The organism is Tsukamurella spumae (genome assembly GCF_012396015.1).
Classification (GTDB): Bacteria; Actinomycetota; Actinomycetes; order Mycobacteriales; family Mycobacteriaceae; genus Tsukamurella; species Tsukamurella spumae.
This window is the reverse complement of the sequence record NZ_JAAXOQ010000019.1, coordinates 25,577-43,547: the sequence shown is the minus strand read 5'-3', so window position 1 is coordinate 43,547 and position 17,971 is coordinate 25,577. Positions and strand designations below refer to the sequence as shown.

The 17,971-nt window shown below is 69.5% G+C and carries 19 protein-coding genes; 7 read left to right on the top strand and 12 right to left on the bottom strand.

From position 1 onward, the window contains the following. Positions 1-72: 72 nt before the first annotated feature. Positions 73-792 carry a Crp/Fnr family transcriptional regulator gene (locus HF999_RS14540; RefSeq protein WP_168546576.1) on the top strand — a complete coding sequence of 240 codons (720 nt, stop codon included), beginning with the start codon at positions 73-75 and terminating at the stop codon, positions 790-792. Between the two features lie 3 nt (positions 793-795). Here the strand turns inward: HF999_RS14540 and HF999_RS14535 are convergent, their stop codons facing one another. From HF999_RS14535 to HF999_RS14510, 6 genes are all read right to left on the bottom strand, one after another. Then, a complete protein-coding gene (locus tag HF999_RS14535) occupies positions 796-1,533 on the bottom strand; it encodes a maleylpyruvate isomerase family mycothiol-dependent enzyme (RefSeq protein WP_168546575.1) in 738 nt (245 codons plus the stop codon). Further along, complete coding sequence (locus HF999_RS14530; protein ID WP_168546574.1) at positions 1,530-2,348, bottom strand: fumarylacetoacetate hydrolase family protein; 819 nt, start codon at positions 2,346-2,348, stop codon at positions 1,530-1,532. Before HF999_RS14530 ends, HF999_RS14535 begins: the two co-directional genes overlap by 4 nt. 3 nt (positions 2,349-2,351) lie before the next feature. Beyond that, entirely contained in the window at positions 2,352-3,413 is a 1,062-nt protein-coding gene (locus HF999_RS14525; protein WP_168546573.1) for a cupin domain-containing protein, read from the bottom strand. A 74-nt stretch (positions 3,414-3,487) separates the two neighbouring features. After that, complete coding sequence (locus HF999_RS14520) at positions 3,488-4,276, bottom strand: IclR family transcriptional regulator (protein ID WP_168546572.1); 789 nt, start codon at positions 4,274-4,276, stop codon at positions 3,488-3,490. Positions 4,277-4,369: 93 nt separating this feature from the next. Next, a complete protein-coding gene (locus tag HF999_RS14515; RefSeq protein WP_168546571.1) occupies positions 4,370-4,828 on the bottom strand; it encodes a hypothetical protein in 459 nt (152 codons plus the stop codon). A 141-nt stretch (positions 4,829-4,969) separates the two neighbouring features. After that, positions 4,970-5,587 (bottom strand): LON peptidase substrate-binding domain-containing protein, encoded by a 618-nt coding sequence (locus HF999_RS14510; RefSeq protein ID WP_168546570.1) that lies wholly within the window; start codon positions 5,585-5,587, stop codon positions 4,970-4,972. Positions 5,588-5,624: 37 nt separating this feature from the next. On the opposite strand from HF999_RS14510, the gene HF999_RS14505 reads away from it, so the two are divergent. From HF999_RS14505 to HF999_RS14485, 5 genes are all read left to right on the top strand, one after another. Beyond that, positions 5,625-6,374, top strand: a complete 750-nt coding sequence (locus HF999_RS14505; protein ID WP_168546569.1) for a maleylpyruvate isomerase family mycothiol-dependent enzyme — start codon at positions 5,625-5,627, stop codon at positions 6,372-6,374. Between the two features lie 50 nt (positions 6,375-6,424). Continuing rightward, complete coding sequence (locus HF999_RS14500; RefSeq protein WP_168546568.1) at positions 6,425-6,940, top strand: TrmH family RNA methyltransferase; 516 nt, start codon at positions 6,425-6,427, stop codon at positions 6,938-6,940. 17 nt (positions 6,941-6,957) lie between these two features. Continuing rightward, positions 6,958-7,707, top strand: a complete 750-nt coding sequence (locus tag HF999_RS14495; RefSeq protein WP_168546567.1) for a maleylpyruvate isomerase family mycothiol-dependent enzyme — start codon at positions 6,958-6,960, stop codon at positions 7,705-7,707. A 272-nt stretch (positions 7,708-7,979) separates the two neighbouring features. Further along, positions 7,980-8,984 (top strand): class 1b ribonucleoside-diphosphate reductase subunit beta, encoded by a 1,005-nt coding sequence (gene nrdF, locus HF999_RS14490; protein ID WP_168546566.1) that lies wholly within the window; start codon positions 7,980-7,982, stop codon positions 8,982-8,984. A 19-nt stretch (positions 8,985-9,003) separates the two neighbouring features. Beyond that, positions 9,004-9,675: a hypothetical protein gene (locus tag HF999_RS14485; protein ID WP_168546565.1), complete on the top strand. Its 672-nt coding sequence runs from the start codon at positions 9,004-9,006 to the stop codon at positions 9,673-9,675. A gap of 104 nt (positions 9,676-9,779) precedes the next feature. Here the strand turns inward: HF999_RS14485 and HF999_RS14480 are convergent, their stop codons facing one another. The 6 genes from HF999_RS14480 to HF999_RS14455 all read right to left on the bottom strand — a co-directional run bounded on the left by HF999_RS14480 (position 9,780) and on the right by HF999_RS14455 (position 15,946). Beyond that, positions 9,780-10,238 (bottom strand): hypothetical protein, encoded by a 459-nt coding sequence (locus tag HF999_RS14480; RefSeq protein WP_168546564.1) that lies wholly within the window; start codon positions 10,236-10,238, stop codon positions 9,780-9,782. A 273-nt stretch (positions 10,239-10,511) separates the two neighbouring features. Beyond that, positions 10,512-11,141, bottom strand: a complete 630-nt coding sequence (locus tag HF999_RS14475; RefSeq protein WP_168546563.1) for a hypothetical protein — start codon at positions 11,139-11,141, stop codon at positions 10,512-10,514. Between the two features lie 36 nt (positions 11,142-11,177). Beyond that, the gene (gene ligD / locus HF999_RS14470; protein WP_168546562.1) at positions 11,178-12,119 is read right to left on the bottom strand and encodes a non-homologous end-joining DNA ligase; all 942 of its coding nucleotides are present in this window, start codon (positions 12,117-12,119) and stop codon (positions 11,178-11,180) included. Between the two features lie 10 nt (positions 12,120-12,129). Then, a complete protein-coding gene (locus HF999_RS14465) occupies positions 12,130-13,653 on the bottom strand; it encodes an FAD-dependent oxidoreductase (RefSeq protein ID WP_168546561.1) in 1,524 nt (507 codons plus the stop codon). A gap of 97 nt (positions 13,654-13,750) precedes the next feature. Further along, positions 13,751-14,755, bottom strand: a complete 1,005-nt coding sequence (locus HF999_RS14460) for an AurF N-oxygenase family protein (protein WP_175400053.1) — start codon at positions 14,753-14,755, stop codon at positions 13,751-13,753. A 282-nt stretch (positions 14,756-15,037) separates the two neighbouring features. Next, positions 15,038-15,946: a TroA family protein gene (locus HF999_RS14455; RefSeq protein ID WP_168546560.1), complete on the bottom strand. Its 909-nt coding sequence runs from the start codon at positions 15,944-15,946 to the stop codon at positions 15,038-15,040. A gap of 281 nt (positions 15,947-16,227) precedes the next feature. On the opposite strand from HF999_RS14455, the gene ctaD reads away from it, so the two are divergent. After that, positions 16,228-17,931 carry an aa3-type cytochrome oxidase subunit I gene (gene ctaD / locus HF999_RS14450; protein ID WP_312854148.1) on the top strand — a complete coding sequence of 568 codons (1,704 nt, stop codon included), beginning with the start codon at positions 16,228-16,230 and terminating at the stop codon, positions 17,929-17,931. Positions 17,932-17,971: the final 40 nt, after the last annotated feature.

Sequence of the window (17,971 nt, the reverse complement as noted above, 5' to 3'; positions counted from 1 at the left end):
CAGGGAGCCGGTGAGCGGCTAGCGTGGGGTTCGGAGCACCTGACCGCGGAGCACTGAACGGAAGGGGTGGCCATGCCGCAGGAGCCGCCACGCGCGCAGCGACGGATCGCGGAGATGGACGCCCGCAACACCGCGTGGGCGGAGAGCTTCCTCGGGGCCCTGCCCGCACACGCTCAGGACGAGCTGCTGGAGACCGCGCTGCCGATGACGGTACCCACCGGGCACACCATCTACCGGCACGACGATCATCCGCGGTTGGTGCTGATCGTCTCGGGCCTGGTGCGGGTGGTGACCACGTCGCCGGAGGGCCGCCGGGCGACCATCCGGTACGCGCGCACGGCGGACTGCGTCGGCGCGGTCTCCGTCGTCACCGCATCGCAGCGGGTCACCGTGGAGGCGGTGACGGAGGCCGAGGTCCTGTTCGTCAATGTCGACAGGCTGCGGCGGCTGGCCCGCACGGAGGCCGAGATCGGTTGGCAGCTGGCGATGTTCGTCGGTGCCGTCACGACCGACGTGATCGACATGATGTCGGCCACCGTGTTCGGCACGGTCCGTCAGCGGGTGGCCGGCCATCTCCTGGATCTGGCGGTCCGGCGGGCGGGGGAGCTCGTGGTGGTGCAGGAGCAGCAGGAGATCGCGGACTCGATCGGCTCGGTCCGCGAGGTGGTCGCCCGGACGCTGCGGGACCTGCGCGAGCGCGGTGTGATCGCCCGCTCCCCGGAAGGGCTGTTGCTCACTGATCCCGCGGCGCTGCACCGGATCTCGATCAACAGCGAAGACGCCGTCAGGTAGCGTTCAGAGCCAGCGCGGCGGGGCGGTGTCGCCGCCCGCTCGCAGCCCGTCGGCGCCGCGTCCTGCGGCCCACCGCACGATCGCGTGCAGCGGCCCGGCGACCGTGACCGGCGCACCCTCCGTGCCGCTCTCGACGGTCACGGGGGTCGCACCGTCGACCTCGAGGACGAGATCGACGGGCGTGCCCGTCGTGCGCCACTTACCGGTGATATCGGCCAGCAGACCCGTGAGCACCGGCTCCGGGATGTCGGAGAAGCCCGAGCCGGAGCCGAGGTCCACGGCGTGCACCCACACCTCGCGGGCGCGCATCCACAGCGTCTCCTCAGCGGGAACGGTGCGCCCCTGCGCCGTGGTCACCTCCGCGGCCCACGCGCGTGGTTCCAACCCGCGCCACCGCCGATCGAGTCGATCGGCGGTATCGGTGACGAGAGAGCGGAGCCGGTGCGGCTCCCAGTCGGCGCTCTCCTCGATCTCGGCGTTTCGCTGCTCCGGAGAGGCGTACATCGGTGTGGGGATGCCGGTTTCGGCCCAATCCAGAAGGCGCAACAGGGCTGCGCCGTTGTGGCCGACGTGCCCGACGAGATGGCGGCGGCTCCAGCCGGGTAGCAGCGACGGGGCACGGAGCTCGTCGTCGGTCAGCTCGGCCAGGGCGTCCTCGAAGTGCGTCGTGCCCTGCGCCGTGAGACGCAGCCGTTCCGTGCGGGGAAGGTCGCGGAAGGTGGTGACGTGCGGACCGCTCATCGGACGTGCGTGGTGTTGCGGACCGTGCCGAGACCGCCGATGGTGACCTCGACGGTCTCGCCGTCCTGGATGTAGCGGGCGGGCTTGCGGGCATGGCCGACACCGCCGGTGGTGCCGGTGATGATCACGTCGCCGGCGCGCAGTGTCACGATGTGGGAGATGTACTCCACCAGGTGATCCGGGGTGAACACCAGATCGGCGGTGTTCGACGACTGCATGACCTCGCCGCTCAGGCGGGTCTCGATGGGGGTTCCCAGTGCGTACTCGGTGTCGAGCACCGGACCGAAGCCGCTGGTCGCCTGGAAGGTCTTGCCCTGATCCCACTGCGGGGTGCGGTACTGGTAGTCCCGCATGGTGTAGTCGTTGATCACGGAGTATCCGGCGATGTAGTCGTCCGCGTCCGCCCGCGACACCTGGTAGGCGTCGCGGCCCATGATCACCGCCAGCTCCGCCTCCCAATCCAGTTGCGCCGCTGCGTAGGAGGGCACCACGACATCGTCGTAGGGCCCGGTGAGGGCATCGGCGAACTTCGCGAACAGGGTCGGGTACTCCGGCAGCTCGCGGCCCATCTCCTGGATGTGCGTGGCGTAGTTGAGACCCACGCACACGATCTTCCCGGGGCGGGGGACCACCGGCGCGTAGTCCGCGCCGTCGAGCGGGATCCGCTCCCCGTCGGCGCCGGCCGCGACCGTCCGCCATTCCGGTTCGGCCAGGAGCGCGGAGAGGTCGCGGAAGCCGTCGATCACGACGGCGTGATCGTCGTCCACGCGGACGGCGACGGTCGATCCGGGGCGGCGGAGGGTTGCGAGGCGCATCGGTCAGGCTCCTTGAGTGGTGGGCACGCCCAGGTGCAGGCGTTCGATGATGGGGGCGTCGGAGTAGGAGAACAGGTCCATGCCGTCGTCGGTACGGAAGGACCACGGTACCCACGAGGGGATCGCGACGAGATCACCGATCGCCAGGGGATGCGCGACGCCGTCGAGGACGACCTCGCCCGCACCGTCGAAGACCTGGTACACCGAGGATCCCGCGTCGCGGCGCGGTGCCGTGGCGGCGCCGCGGCGCAACCGGTGGAACTCCGCACGGATGGTGGGCATCACGTCGCCGCCGTTCGTGGGGTTCACGTAGCGCACCGCGGCGTGACCGGGTTCGACGGTGGCGGTGCGCCCCTCGTCCTCGAGCGCGAGCTGCTCGCGTAGCGCGGCATCGGTGTGCTCGAAGCGGTAGGCCAGCAGCGGGGTCTTGGGGGTGGGGCCGATCTCGCGCAGGGGCGCGAGCCCGGGGTGCGCCCACAGCCGCTCGGACCGGGAGAGATCCGGCGTGTCGCTGACACCGGATGTCTCCGGGCCGAACTCGAAGAAGGTGGCGTCCACGGCGTACTGGTACGGGATGTCGAGCCCGTCGATCCAGGACATCGGCTGATCGCTGATGTTGATGTGTGAGTGCCAGTTCCATCCGGGCTGGGGCAGGAAGTCACCGCGGCGCATCGCGACCGGATCCTGGCCCACCACGGTCCATACGCCGCTGCCCTCGATGACGAACCGGAAGGCGTTCTGGGAGTGCCGATGCACCGGGGCGTTCTCGCGCCCGTTGAGGTATTGGATCGCCGCCCACAGCGTGGGGGTCGCGAACGGGCGACCGTTGAGCCCGGGATTGGCCAGGGCGATGGCGCGCCGCTCGCCGCCGCGGCCCACGGGAACCAGCTGTCCCGCCCGCTCGGCGAGCGGGTTGAGCGTGGACCACCGCCACACGTGCGGCAAGGCCTTCGACCGGGGCGTCTCGGGCATCAGGTCGCCGATCTCGAGCCAGAGCGGCCTGAGGTTCTCGGTGGCGAAGTCGGTGTACAACCGGTCCAGTTCTGGTTCTGCTGAGGTGGTCATCGGGTGCTCCTCCTGGTCGGTCGTCCTGTCTCCGAGCGTAGGGGCGCGCGGTCGGGTGCGGGCAGAAGATTCTGCTAGCCGGAATCCGGGAGTTCGAGCGGCGTCGTGCCGTGCGCCACCTGAGCCTCGATCGCCTGGACCGCCTCGCGGGCGCGGGCCAGTACGTCCGCTCGCATCCGCGCCCGGTACCGGACCGACGGCATGGCGACGGCGACCGAGGCGATGGCCGTCCCCGTGGCGTCACGGACGGCCATCGCGATCGCCGAGACGCCGCGCTCGGTGCGTTCGACGTTGAGAGCGAAGCCCACCCGCCGAGCCGCCGCGAGCTCCTTGCGCAGGCCCTCGAGGTCCACGTCGGAGGCCTCGTACCGGCGCGCGAGTTCGTCGTCGGGGAGGTCGGCGAGGAGGATCTGTCCGCCCGCGGTGATCTCCGCGGGCAGCACCTGCCCCTGCCTGTCGCCGATCCGCAGCAGCGCGCTCGCCTCCACGGTCCACAGGAACCGCGCCTCGTCGCCGACGAGCACGATCAGGTTCACCGTCTCGCCCACGGTCGCGCACAGGCGCTCGATGTGTGGTCGGCACAGTTCGACGAAGGCGCGGTAGCGGCCGTGCTCGGCGGGGCGCGCCCCGATCGCCGGGCCGGGCCGGTACAGATGGGCCTCGTCCTGCACGGCGAAACCCCGGTACACCAGGGCCGCCAGGAGCCGGTGCGCCGTCGACGGTGCCACGCCGATCTCCCTCGCGGCGTCGGTGATCCGCAGAGCGCCCGTATCCCGCAGGATCTGCAACAGGCGCAGGGCGTTGTCCACCGATCGCGGCGCGTATTCGGGGCGCCGGATCATCTCCGCAGGCCTTTTCTGCATGGCAGAAGCCTATTGCTGAGCGGGAGTGATGGCAATCACAGTCGAGGACCGATCGAGAACCAGCAGCGGTGGACCAGCAGCTCGCGGCGGACCTCAGCTCCGCGTGGTCGCCGCGGCGGCGCGGCGCCTGTCGTCGACACCGTCGTCGGTGCAGAACCCGGTCCCGCTCGCCTTGAGGCAGAGGAGGCCGAGGAGGCGCAGGTCCTCGTCGACCACCGCGAGGCGGCGGATCCCCGTGGTGCGCATGTCCTGTCGCAACGGGTCCGCCGGCACGGCCGGGCCGACGGTGCGCCCCTCGAGCGAGGCGAGGGTGGTGGCGGGGGCGGCCTCGTCCGCGGGCGCGGCGAGATCCCCGGCGTCGAGCGTCCCGACCAGGACGCCGTCGCGGACGAGCAGCAGGAGGTGGAACTTCGGGCTCGCCGCCAGCGCGGCGCGGGCGGCACCCACTGTGATGTCGGAGGAGTGGAGTGTCGGCCGGCGCAGCATCACCTCGGCCACCATCCGCACCGGCGGCGCAGTCACGCCGCCGGCGGTGCGCGTCTCGCCGGTCATGGGCCGAGTATGGACGAGGGGGAAAACCATAGCAAGAGATCGGGAGCGCCTCAGGTGCCGAGCGGAGTACTCGCGGTGCGTGTTACTCGGTGCCGTTCGAGCTGTGGCGGGAGCGCGGGGGCCGGGTCGGGGCGATCGGCCCTACTGCAGGCGGAAGCGCAGGGACGCGATCACGTCGTCCAGCGCCTCGGTGAGCACGCGGACCCGGTCGGCGGGGCCGGGCGCGGCGAGCGCGCGGTGGCGGTCGGCGTCGGCGAGCGGCAGGGCGCGGGCCAGGTAGTAGCTCCGCTCAACGGGGTTCTCGGGCAGCTTCAGCTTCGGCCAGCGCCGGGGGCGCACCCCCTCCGCGCGGGCGAGTCCCGCTGCGAGCCGCTCGATCTCGTCGCGCTTGGCGAGGAGGGGGATCAGGTCGACGGCGGGCTGTACCTCGTCCGGCCACGGTTCCGCCTCGGCGCGCGGGTAGGGATCGTCGGGCAGCCACTGCGCGACCCGCACGCGGTCCGTACCGCGGCAGACCAGGGTGAACTCCCCGCCCATCTTCCGGACGTACCGGTCGATGACGGCGACGGTGCCCAGGTCCGTGCGGACATCGCCGCCGCCGACCTCGCTGCCGCGTTCGATGAGGACGACGCCGAACCGGCCGTCGGTGGCCAGGCAGTGTTCGATCATCCGGCGGTAGCGGGGCTCGAAGACGCGGAGCGGCAGCTCCTCACCGGGCAGCAGCACGGCGCCGAGCGGGAACATCGGCAGTTCGGTCACCGCTACAGCATGCACGGTGCGCGGTATCGTCGCGGCCATGACGGGCCCGAACGACTGGTTGTCGGCATTGCGGCGTGACGGTGATGCCATCGCCGCAACGCCACCGGAGAGTCTCGATCTGGCCGTTCCGAGCTGTCCCGGGTGGACCGTGCGCGACCTCATCGTGCATCTCGGCGGAGTCCACCGCTGGGCCGCGACCTTCCTCGCCGAGGGCCCGGATTCGACAAACCGGTTCGCCCCGATCGAGGACGACGCGCCCGCGGGGGCGGCCGTGATCGTCTGGTACCGCGACCGCCTCGACGGCCTAGTGGCAGAGCTGGGCCGGCACGATGCGGATGCGCCGGCTCGTGCGTTCACCGGCCGCGCCACCGTCGGTTTCTGGATGCGCCGTCAGGCGCACGAGACCGCCGTGCACCGCTGGGACGCGGAGAACGCCTGGAACGCAGCGCTGCCCGTCGAATCCCTCCTCGCCGGAGACGGGATCGAGGAATGGGCCGAGGTCTTCGCCGGACGGTTCCTCTCCCGCGGGCCGGGCCTGCCCGACGAGCTCGTCGGGCGGACCGTCCACCTGCACGGCACCGACCGAGAGCGGGCGGAGTGGACGCTGAGTCTCGAACGGGAGTCGGTGGCGGTCGCGCGCGGCCACGCGAAGGGGGATGTCGCGCTGCGGGGCGCCACGTCGGATCTGTACCTCGCGCTGTGGCGGCGGGTACCGCTCGCCGACCTCGACGTTCTCGGCGACGACGGCGTCGCCACGGCATTGCTGGACGCGGTGCAGGTCACGTAGCCTGGGGCTATGACGAACCATGGAAGGGGCTCCGCGCCTCACACCGTCTGATGGCCGAGTTGCGGGTCAAGTCCCGCTCGGAACTGCGCCGTACTCGGCGGCGCCAGGGCCACTCCTGTTGGGATCACCTCATCGTCGCCCCGCTCTGGGCGCAGCACGGTGCCAATCTCGGGACGCTCCTGCGTACCTGCGACGCGGTCGGCGCGTGCATGGCGGTTCCGTCGCACGATTGGGTGAAGGGAGCTCTGCGCAAGGGCAACACTTTGCCGGGGCCGAGCTGCATCCACCGAGTGGGCAATCCGCAGAACTGGCTCGCCAAGCAGCGCGAGAGCGGCTCGCACATCATCGGGGTGGAGCTCGCCGAGGGTGCCACGCGACTGGGTGATCTCCCGCCGGCCAGGGGGCGCACGGTCATCGTGTTGGGCCACGAGTTCTCCGGCATTCCGAGCGATACCCTCCACCTCCTCGACGAGGCCGTCGAGATCCCGATGATCGGGCGGGGTGCGAGCCTCAACGTCGCGGTCGCGGGGTCACTCGTGCTGTATCGCCTCGCGGGTCTGTCTTGAATTCGTAATATCGGGGTATGACTGCTCAGCTCTGGCTCGACTCCATCGCGGCCGATGGTGCCCGCATCGCGGCGATCGATCCCGGCCACCTCGCGCGACCCGTCCCCAGCTGCCCCGGGTGGACGGTGCGCGACGGCATCGTCCACACCGGCGGCGCGCACCGGTGGGCCACGCAGTTCCTCCAGGCCGGCCCGGAATCGAAGGAGCGGTTCATCCCGGACGTCTCCGACGTGCCCGACGGCGACGCCGTCCTGCAGTGGTACACCGGCGTCAACGCCGCCCTGCTCGAGGAACTGCGCCGGCACGAGCCCGAAGCGCCGGCCCGCGCCTTCGTCGGCCGCACCACCGCGTCGTTCTGGATGCGCCGGATGGCGCAGGAGGTGTCCATTCATCGGTGGGACCTGCAGAACTCCCTGCCCCACGGTGCCGAGCCGCTCCCGGCGTGGACGGCCGCCGACGGCATCACGGAGCTCACGCAGATGCAGATCCCGCGCATCGTCGGGAGGACGGGCCTGCCCGAGGCGCTGGTCGGCAAGGTCGTCGCGATCGAGGCGACCGACACCCGCGACCGGTGGACGCTGCGCCTGCGCGGCGACGGGATCGACGTGATCGACGTGATCGACGGGCCCGTACGCGCCGACGTGACAGTGCGCGGCACCGCGTCCGATCTGGACCTCGTTCTGTGGCGGCGGACCGAGCCCGGCACCGTTGACCTCGAGGGCGACCCGGCCGTGCTCGACGGCCTGCTCGACGTCGTGATCATCTGACAGACGCAGCGCGGTGGATAGTGCCCGCTGAGCGGCCAAAATCCACCGCACGACGCGGCTGATCGTCGTAGTCGGCTCGCCGCCGAAGGTCATCGTGACGAGGGTGCCGGCGCCGTCGTCTGCGAAGCGGATCTCGGTGCGGTACCGGACCCCGGCGAGGCCGACACGCCGAACTGGTGCGATGGCACTAGGTCTTGCGTTGACCGGACTTGACGGCCCCAAGGGGTAGTGTCATGAAGGTCGAAATCCAGCTCCGATACATCCGAGGTGTCATGTCTGAAACCGCCGCTCACAGCCCCGCCGACGGAGCCCCGCTCAAGCTGGTCAGCCGGGTCTCGGCGATCAACTGGAACCGGGTGCAGGACGACAAGGACGCCGAGGTCTGGGACCGGCTGACCGGCAATTTCTGGCTGCCGGAGAAGGTGCCGGTCAGCAACGACATCCCGTCGTGGGGCACGCTCACCGAGCACGAGAAGCAGCTCACCATGCGGGTTTTCACCGGCCTCACGCTGCTGGACACGATCCAGGGCACCGTCGGCGCCGTGTCGCTGATCCCCGACGCGATCACCCCGCACGAGGAGGCGGTGTACACCAACATCGCGTTCATGGAGTCGGTGCACGCCAAGAGCTACAGCTCCATCTTCTCCACGCTGTGCAGCACGCGCGAGATCGACGACGCCTTCCGCTGGTCGGAGGAGAACGAGCACCTGCAGGCCAAGGCGCGGATCGTCATGGACTACTACCGCGGCGACGATCCGCTCAAGCGCAAGGTCGCCTCCACGCTGCTCGAGTCCTTCCTGTTCTACAGCGGCTTCTACCTGCCGATGTACTGGTCCTCGCGGGCCAAGCTCACCAACACGGCCGACATGATCCGCCTGATCATCCGCGACGAGGCCGTGCACGGGTACTACATCGGCTACAAGTACCAGCGCGGCCTGGAGACGCAGAGCCCCGCGCGTCGCGAGGAGCTCAAGGACTACACCTTCGACCTGCTCATGGAGCTGTACTCCAACGAGGAGGACTACACCGAGTCGCTGTACGACGAGGTCGGGCTCACGGAGGACGTCAAGAAGTTCTTGCGCTACAACGCCAACAAGGCCCTGATGAACCTGGGCTACGAGGCGCTGTTCCCCAAGGACGCCACCGACGTGAATCCGGCGATCCTGTCCGCCCTGTCACCCAACGCCGACGAGAACCACGACTTCTTCTCCGGTTCCGGCTCGTCCTACGTGATCGGCAAGGCCGTCAACACCGAGGACGAGGACTGGGACTTCTGACGGGCCACGTGGAACGGCGATGACGGTGTCGCGGCCTACGCGGGCGGACCTGTGGTGGCTGCTCGCGGTCGCTCTGCTGGCGTTCGCGTTCTTCGCGGTCCCACCGCTGTTCTTCGGGTCGGGCTTCGAATCCCGTGCGGCCATGGAGTTCTCGTCGTACCTGCTGGGCGATTCCGAGCGGCTCCCGGCCGGTCTGCAGGCGCTCGTCGACGACTGGTCGCGCTACCACGCCGTCAAGGCCGTGTTCGCCGGCCTGTTGGTGGCGGTGGCGGTGCATCGCGGACACCATGCGCTGGCGTTGATTCCGGCCGTCCTGCTCCTCGCGAACATTCAGGGTACGTTGGCGCCGCTGTCGTCGGCGTTGTCGCTGATCGACCCGGCGCGGGAGCGCGACGGCGAACTCGCCCGTGCGCTCGCGCGGATGCGGACGGAACTGGGCGGCGCACCGTCGGGCCCGGTCAGCGTGATCGTCCGTGACTTCGCGTGGTACCACGCGGTTCTCGCCGCGCTCGCCGGAACGGCGATCGTCGTCCTGCTCGCCTTCGCCGTGCGGGCGTGGCGGCACGGGCGTCGACGGTGGGCGGCGGCGACGGGAGCGGCGGCCGTCGCCACCGGGGTGGTCATCGCGGCGAACATCTCCACGGTGCTCGATCCGGTCCGCGGGCTCCTCGACTTCCTCGGCGGTTCCTAGCGGTTTCGGTGGCGACACGTCGGGATTCCGACGTCGAAACCGCAGGTAACCACGCCAGTGGCGGGAGGAGCGGGCGCGGCGCCGGCATCGCCGCGGCGGCTGAGTCAGTGCCCCTGGGCGTCGACGGCGATCGACGCGGACTCGGACGTGCGTGAGGTCCGCAACGTGGTGGTGTCGAGCCCAGTGCTGCCGGGCGGGTACTCGATGACGAGGGTGTTCGTAGGGCACGGCGCTGCTGATGGCACGCAGCCCGGCGGACTGGGGTCGATCATTCCCGGCGCCCGTGCGACGATCTGCCGGTAGTCATCGAAGCGGTCAGCCGGGGCGGAGAAGGTTCCGCGATAGGACGATCGACCGGCGAATACCGGGTAGACGGTCATCGAATCGAGGCGGAAGCTCGAGGGGATGTGGATCCTCCTGTACTCGAGTTCCTGCCGGGCCTGCAGCTCACTGATCGTGTGCGGCGGCCCGACATCGAACATGCCGCTCACGAACCACCGGATGCCGAGGTACAGCGCCGCCAGTATCACCGCCGGGATCAGCAGGACGACAGTCCAATACACGCGCGGCGTCCGCCGCATCCTGGTCACTGCCATCCCTCTACGCCGATGGCGACGGCGGCCTGGGATAGGAGCTGTCCGATCTCGAGCGCCGCCGCAACGACTTTGCCGGACGCTGTGCCGCGGGTCTCTGCGACCACTCGTAACACCTGGCTGAGCTAGGTGAGGGAGAAAGCTTCACGCGATGTACTTTAATGTATTTGTTCTGATCTATGTCGAATGATGGCCGGATGGTGGGCCAGGTTCAGATCGCTGACGAGGCACGCCGACCGATGCTCAGAATTCCACCTTCGACCATTCAAGGTGGCGGAGTGCTGAGGGACCGGACTGCGTCCACGCCCAGAGCAGGCCGGACACCTCGTCGGGCGGCGCGACGGCGGCGAAGTGCCGGTCCGCCGACCCGTCGCGGTACTCGATGGTGCAGTGTCCGTCCCGGATCAAAGTCTGCACGTACACATCGGTGTCGCGGGAAACGATCAGGAACGGGTCGGGCTCGGCCAGTCGCGTGACCAAGGCCGTGGACAGCGTCCTACTGAGCAGGGGGAACACCCCGAGGCTGCCGTGGGTGACCTCGACGCACTTCGCGTCGGCGGTGTGGATCAGGAGGTGCTCCTGCGGGTCGTACACATCGAAACCGAGCGTCGCCGCGGCAGGGATCAGCGCCGCACGGCTGGCCTCCACGTCGGACCACGACGCCGTGAAGTACGCACCGATGCCGTGCGGTTCGGGGGACTCGTGCACCACGCCGAGCCGCGAACGATTGCTGTCGACAAGATCGATCAGCGCAGTGACATTCCGGGCGGGAGCCGTCGCCGGTGCGGACGCGTCTGCTCGACGCATCTCGGTGAGCGCGGCGTCCGCGTCGGCGGCGCTGTGCTGCGGAAGAGCGAACAGGTCGTAGCTCATGATCCTCCTGTGGACGTGCCCCTCGGGCGTTCAGCGCTATTCGGGGAGGTCGTCGCGGTCGGCCCAGTCGACGAGCGTCTCGAGGGAGTGGGCGACGTCGTCGATCTCGGCATGCAGATCGCCGAGGTCGGCGAACCGGGTGGGGAGGGTCTTGATGGTGAAATCGTCGGGGTGCACGTCCGGGATCTCGTCCCAGGTGATCGGGGCGGAGGCGGTGGCGATCGGGGTGCCGCGCAACGAGTACGCGCACGCGATGGTGTGGTCGCGGGCGTTCTGGTTGTAGTCCAGGAACACCGCGGCCGGGTCGCGGTCCTTGCGCCACCACACCGTCGTGACGTCCGCCGGTGCGCGGCGCTCCACCTCCCGGGCGAAGGCGAGGGCGCACCGTCGGACCTCCGAGAAGCTCCAGCGGGGCTCGATCCGCACGTACACGTGCAGGCCGGACCCGCCGGAGGTCTTGGGGAAGCCGCGGATGCCCAACTCGTCCAGCACCTCGCGCACGACCCCCGCGACCCGCTGCACGCGGGACCAGGAGCAGTCGGGCATCGGGTCGAGGTCGATGCGCCATTCGTCGGGATGCTCGAGATCGCCTGCGCGGCAGTTCCAGGGGTGGAACTCGACCGTCGACATCTGCGCGGCCCAGATCACCGATCCCAGCTCGGTCACGACCACCTCGTCGGCGGTGCGGCCGAACCGGGGGAAGTAGATCTCCACGGTCTCGAGCCAGTCGGGAGCGCCGGCGGGGATCCGCTTCTGGTGGACCTTCGGCCCGTCGACGCCCTTGGGGTAGCGGTGCAGCATCGTCGGCCGACCCCGCAGCGCCCGGACGATGCCGGGCCCCACGGACTCGTAGTACCGGACGACGTCGAGCTTCGTCGCGCCGATCTCCGGGAAGTAGACGCGATCCGGGCTGGACACGCGCACCACCCGGTCGCCGACGGTCACTTCGATCGGCTCGCCGTTCCCCGAGGACGCCACGACCGCGAGGTTACGCGCCCAGGAACCGGCCCAGTGGGCGCTTGCGCTTCCCGGCCGGCCGGCCGGTCACGACGCCCGACACCACGTCCTCGGCGAACTTCTCCACCGTCTCCTGCGAGTCGGTCTTGTTGGTGCCGATGAAGCCGTTGGGGCCGCGCTTGATCCAGCCCGTGACGTACACGCCGGGGAGCGGCGCACCGTCGTCGCCCAGAACGCGACCGGCCTCGTTCGGCAGCACCGCGCGACGGTCGTCGAAGGGCAGGCCCGGCACGGGCACGCCCCGGTAGCCGACCGAGGTGAACACCATGCCGACGGGCAGGTCGATCGCCGCGCCGGTGACGGTGTGCTCGGCGTGCAGCACCAGCCCGTCGTCGGTCGCCTCGATGGACTCGGGTGTGGTGAGGAAGCGCAGGCGGATGCGGCGCGGGGCGTCGGACTGGGTCGGCAGCGACTCGAGCAGCTCCAGCTTGTGCGCCACGAGTTCCGAGTCGCTGCCCGCGACGAGGGTCTCGGCCACATCGGGGTCCGGGTGGACGATGACGGTCCGCTCGTCGGCGAGCCCCAGTGCCTCGGGCAGGGTGAAGGCGGCGTGCTCGGGCCCGCGGCGGGCGACGATCACGACCTCCTCGACCTTCGACGTGCGCAGCGCCGCAAGGGCGGCGGGGGAGATGGTGGTGCCCTCGAGCTCCTCGGGGTCGGCCGTGAGGATCCGGGCCGCGTCCAGCGCCACATTGCCGTTGCCGATGACGACGATCCGGTCGTGCGTCAGGTCGACCGGGTCGCCCTGGTGCTCGGGGTGGCCGTTGTACCAGGCCACGAAGTCGGTCGCGCTGCGCACGTTCGGCAGGTCCTCGCCCGCGATGCCCAGCTTCTTGTCGGTGCTGGCGCCCACGGCGACGACGATCGCGTCGTGCCGTCGCCGCAGCTCCTCGAGGGAGACATCGGTGCCGACCTCGGTATTGAGGTGGATCTGGAAGTTCGGGTCGGCCGCGACCTTGTCGAACAGGCCGGAGACCTTGCGGGTGCGGGTGTGGTCCGGCGCGACGCCGAACCGGGCCAGGCCGTAGGGCGTGGACAGCTTCTCGTAGACGTCGACGGTGACGCCCGGGTAGCGGAGCAGCTCGTCCGCGGCGTACATCGCCGCGGGGCCGCTCCCGATCACGCCCACGCTGATCACCGTGCCCGCCGGGATCGGCAGCACCTTCGGCGGCACGGTGTGCGCCATGGGCGGCCGGCTGCGGTCCTGCGGGTTCGGGCCGCCGAGGCGGGAGTTTGCCGGGTCGGCGGCCGCGAGCGACCGGTTCAGCTCGATGTAGACCTTGTGCTCCTCCGGCAGCCGGTGCGCCGGGCCGATGGCGTCGACGGGGCACGCCGTCACGCAGGCGCCGCAGTCGACGCAGGTCGTGGGGTCGACGTACAGCATCTCGGCGGTCGCGAAGCCCGGCTCGTCGGGAGTCGGGTGGATGCAGTTGACGGGGCATGCGAAGGTGCACGAGGCGTCGCTGCAGCAGGACTGGGTGATGACGTGAGGCACTGGGTATCTCCTCGGAGCGGGGGTCCCGCATCCGGGCCGGGATACGGGTCCGGCTCGGCGGGTGACCGCCGAGCCGGATATCGGGGTGGTGGGGAGACTACTGCGCGGTGTAGGACGGCTCGCTGCGGAACCGCGAGGTCCGGCCGTGGATGCCGAGCACGCGCCACAGGACGCGGGAGACCGGGTTCATCAGGTCGGTGCGCTCCGCCAGCAGCCGGACATCGCCGAAGATCTCCTGGCGCATGGCCTTGGATTCGGGCGACCGCCAGAAGATGTCCTTCTTCACCGACCGCGGGATGTCGAAGGTGTCCCAGAACTGCTTCGGCGGGACCATGATCGCGCCGAGGAGGATGCGCATGACGAGCGGCATGGCGAGCGAGAGCAGGAAGCGGGGGATCGGGCCACGGGTGGGGATCTTGTGCTCGAGCAGCTGGTGCGCGAAGGAGATGTGACGGGCCTCCTCGGCCACGTGGATCTGCATGACCGAGGTCATCGCGGGGTGCTGGGTGTCCGCGGAGCGCAGGAACTGCTTCTGCAGGTGGTCGATCGGCTCCTCGCCGGCGAGCACGCCCATGTAGAAGATGTTCGGGAAGGTGGTGGCCGCCAGCGGGATGATGGGCGAGAGCCGGCGGAACCACCAGGCACCGCCCGGAACGTCCATGCCCACGCGGTTGACGAACTCCTGGAACATCAGCGTGTGCTGGCACTCCTCCTTCGCCTCGTGCGTGGCGTAGCGGAACTCCGGGGAGTTGTTCGGCTGGACGGCCGTGTACTGCATGATGCCGCGGATCAGGATCGACTCGAACTGCAGGCCGACCTTGGCGACGTTGGCCTGCCGCCACATCCCGATCTCGATCTGCTTGGCCAGCGGCTGCGCCTGGTACCACGGGTGGCGGCCGATCGGATCGAACCGCGGGTTGCACACCCAGCGCGGATCGTCCGGGACGATCGCGAGCTCGGGGGAGTCCCAGTCGATGTCGATGTAGGGATCGAAGTTCCGATTCACCGAGGCGACCGACAGATCGTTGAGGGTCTGCTCGTACTCGGCCTGACCGGGGAACGAGCGACCGCGCATCCGCGCCATGTGCGTCACCCGGGGCATGTTCAGCAGGGCCATGATGGATCCTTTCCTGGCATCCTCGTTGCGACTCGTACCGTGGATCGTTCTCAGCATCCTGTGGGAAATCCCACAGGCATCTCTGCTGGTAGGGGCCGCGCATGAGATTGAATCGCCTTCAGGCTATCACTTCCGACAAGCATGAATGAAGGGTCTTCGGGCAGGAATCCGTGAACACTTGTACACCGAGCTTCGGGCCAGCGGTTTTACCCGGCGGATGTGAGGCGCGTCACGGGGAGAGGGGTGTGCTGAAGGGGGTGCGAGGAGCTAGGACGAGGCCTTGATCGTGTTGCTCACGTCGTGCAGCACGATCCCGGCGGCGACGGGGCCGCCCGCGGAGAACCACGAGGAGTCCTCGACCAGGAGCTGCCGCTTCGCGGTCACCACGCGCAGCTTCTTCCACGCGTCCGAGGTCATCACCGCCATGCCGTGATCGCGACCCTTGTCGCCCTCGTAGCCGACGTACACCAGGTCGCCCTCCGCTGCGGAGTAGTCGCCCGCGGACATCTCGACCGGCTCCGGTTTGCGCTGCGGCTCCGGGCGGACAACCTTCAGGTCGGCGAGGACCTGTGCGGCCAGCGGCGCGGTGCCCTCGGCCAGGGACCTGCCGTCCGCCGTGAAGCGCACCAGGGAGACCGTGTTGTGCACGGCGTCGATCTTCGTCGACGCGTCGGCCGCATCGCGCTGGTAACGGTCGATGATCGCCCGCGCCTCGGCCGGCATGCGCACGGCGTCGGCCAGGGCCAGGAAGCTGCGGCGCCAGTCCGCCGACGGTGCCGGCACGATCACCGTCCGGCCCGCACGCCGGTTCGCGTCCGCGGACCGGTCGGTGCCGACAGCCAGGTCGGCCCGGACACCGTCGGCCAGACGGGGCACCCGGCCGAGGACCGGCCCCAGGTACGACGGTGCCGCGCCCCCGACCGCCGTGACCCGGCCCTGGAGGCCGAGCGCGCACAGCCCGTCGAGGAGGTCGGGGTCGGCGACGGCGATGCTCGCGGGCGCCGCGGTGCCCGCGACGGGTGCCGCGCACGCCTGGTCGGGCTTGCGATCGAGGCCGATGATGTTGGCGGAGGCCAGGCGCGTCGTGGTGGTGGCGATCGAGGCGAAGGGCTGCTGGATCGGCTCCTGCCCGCCGCACGCGGACAGAACGGTGCCGGCGACGACGGCGAGCGCCATCGCGGCACCCGCTCTGGTTGTACCGACCCTGTTCACGGCAACCGTCCTCACTGTCGTTCCGGCCGAGCGCAACGGTAGCAGTCGCGGCTCCTGCGGCCGGTTCGGCGACGCGAGTACGACGCAGAGTAGGACCCCCAGGACACGGGTGGGGGAGAGGGGCTACTCTTACCTCACGAGGGAGGCGTCCGCCGTGAGCGAACACCGCCCGATAGACCTGAATGAAGAGGCCAGTGCCGGTTCCGACAGCCGCGGATCCGGTGGGCCACAGGGCAGGAGGATTTGTGACCGCGCAAGCGCATCGTCCGGTAGTCGAGGTGACCGCCGCGCGTCCGTACCCGCAGCGGACCGGGCCCAAGGGTTCGTTCATCTACAAGCTGGTGACGACGACCGATCACAAGACGCTGGGCATCATGTACATCGTCACGTGTTTCGCGTTCTTCCTCATCGGCGGCCTGATGGCGCTGCTGATGCGAGCCGAGCTCGCGAACCCGGGCCTGCAGTTCCTGTCCACCGAGCAGTTCAACCAGCTGTTCACCATGCACGGCACCGTGATGCTGCTGCTGTACGCGACCCCGATCGTCATCGGCTTCGCCAACTTCGTGCTGCCGCTGCAGATCGGCGCGCCCGATGTCGCGTTCCCGCGCCTCAACGCGTTCGGCTACTGGCTGTTCGTGTTCGGCGCGATGATGGTGATCGCCGGCTTCATCACCCCCGGCGGCGCCGCTGACTTCGGCTGGACCGCGTACACCCCGCTGACGGACGCGCTGCACTCGCCCGGCGCCGGCGCCGACCTGTGGATCATGGGCCTCGGCGTGGGTGGTCTCGGCACCATTCTCGGCGCCGTCAACATGGTCACCACGGTGATCTGCATGCGCGCCCCCGGCATGACGATGTTCCGCATGCCGATCTTCACCTGGAACATCCTGGTGACCTCGCTGCTGATCCTGCTGGTCTTCCCGCTGCTGACCGCAGCGCTCATGGGCCTCGAGGTCGACCGCCAGTTCGGTGCGCACATCTACGACCCGGCCAACGGTGGCGTCATCCTCTGGCAGCACCTGTTCTGGTTCTTCGGGCACCCCGAGGTGTACATCATCGCGCTGCCCTTCTTCGGCATCGTCTCGGAGATCTTCCCGGTGTTCAGCCGCAAGCCGATCTTCGGCTACAGCGGCCTCGTCCTGGCCACGCTGGCCATCGCGGCGCTGTCCGTCGCGGTGTGGGCGCACCACATGTACGCCACCGGCGCGGTGCTGCTGCCCTTCTTCAGCTTCATGACCTTCCTGATCGCGGTGCCCACGGGCGTGAAGTTCTTCAACTGGGTCCTCACCTTGTGGAGAGGTCACATAACCTTCGAGTCGCCGATGCTGTTCTCGATCGGCTTCATCGTGACCTTCCTGTTCGGTGGCCTCACCGGCGTTCTCCTCGCCTCGCCGCCGCTCGACTTCCACGTCTCCGACACCTACTTCGTGGTCGCGCACTTCCACTACACGCTGTTCGGCACCATCGTCTTCGCGGCGTTCGCGGGCATCTACTTCTGGTTCCCCAAGGCCACCGGGCGCCTACTGAACGAGCGCCTCGCCCGTTGGCACTTCTGGCTCACCTTCATCGGCTTCCACATGACCTTCCTGGTGCAGCACTGGCTGGGTGCCGAGGGCATGCCGCGTCGTTACGCGGACTACCTCGACACGGACGGTTTCACCACGCTGAACCAGATCTCGACGGTCGGCGCGTTCATCCTGGGCGCCTCGACGCTGCCCTTCGTGTGGAACGTCTTCACCAGCTACCGCTACGGCGAGGTCGTCACGGTCGACGATCCGTGGGGCTTCGGCAACAGCCTCGAGTGGGCCACCAGCTGCCCGCCGCCGCGGCACAACTTCACCGAGCTGCCCCGGATCCGTTCGGAGCGACCGGCGTTCGAGCTGCACTACCCGCACATGGTCGAGCGGATGCGCGCCGAGGCCCACTCGGGTCCCGGCAAGGGCCACTAGTCCTCTGCTCCTCCACGAACGGCGTCTCCCTCCGCGGGAG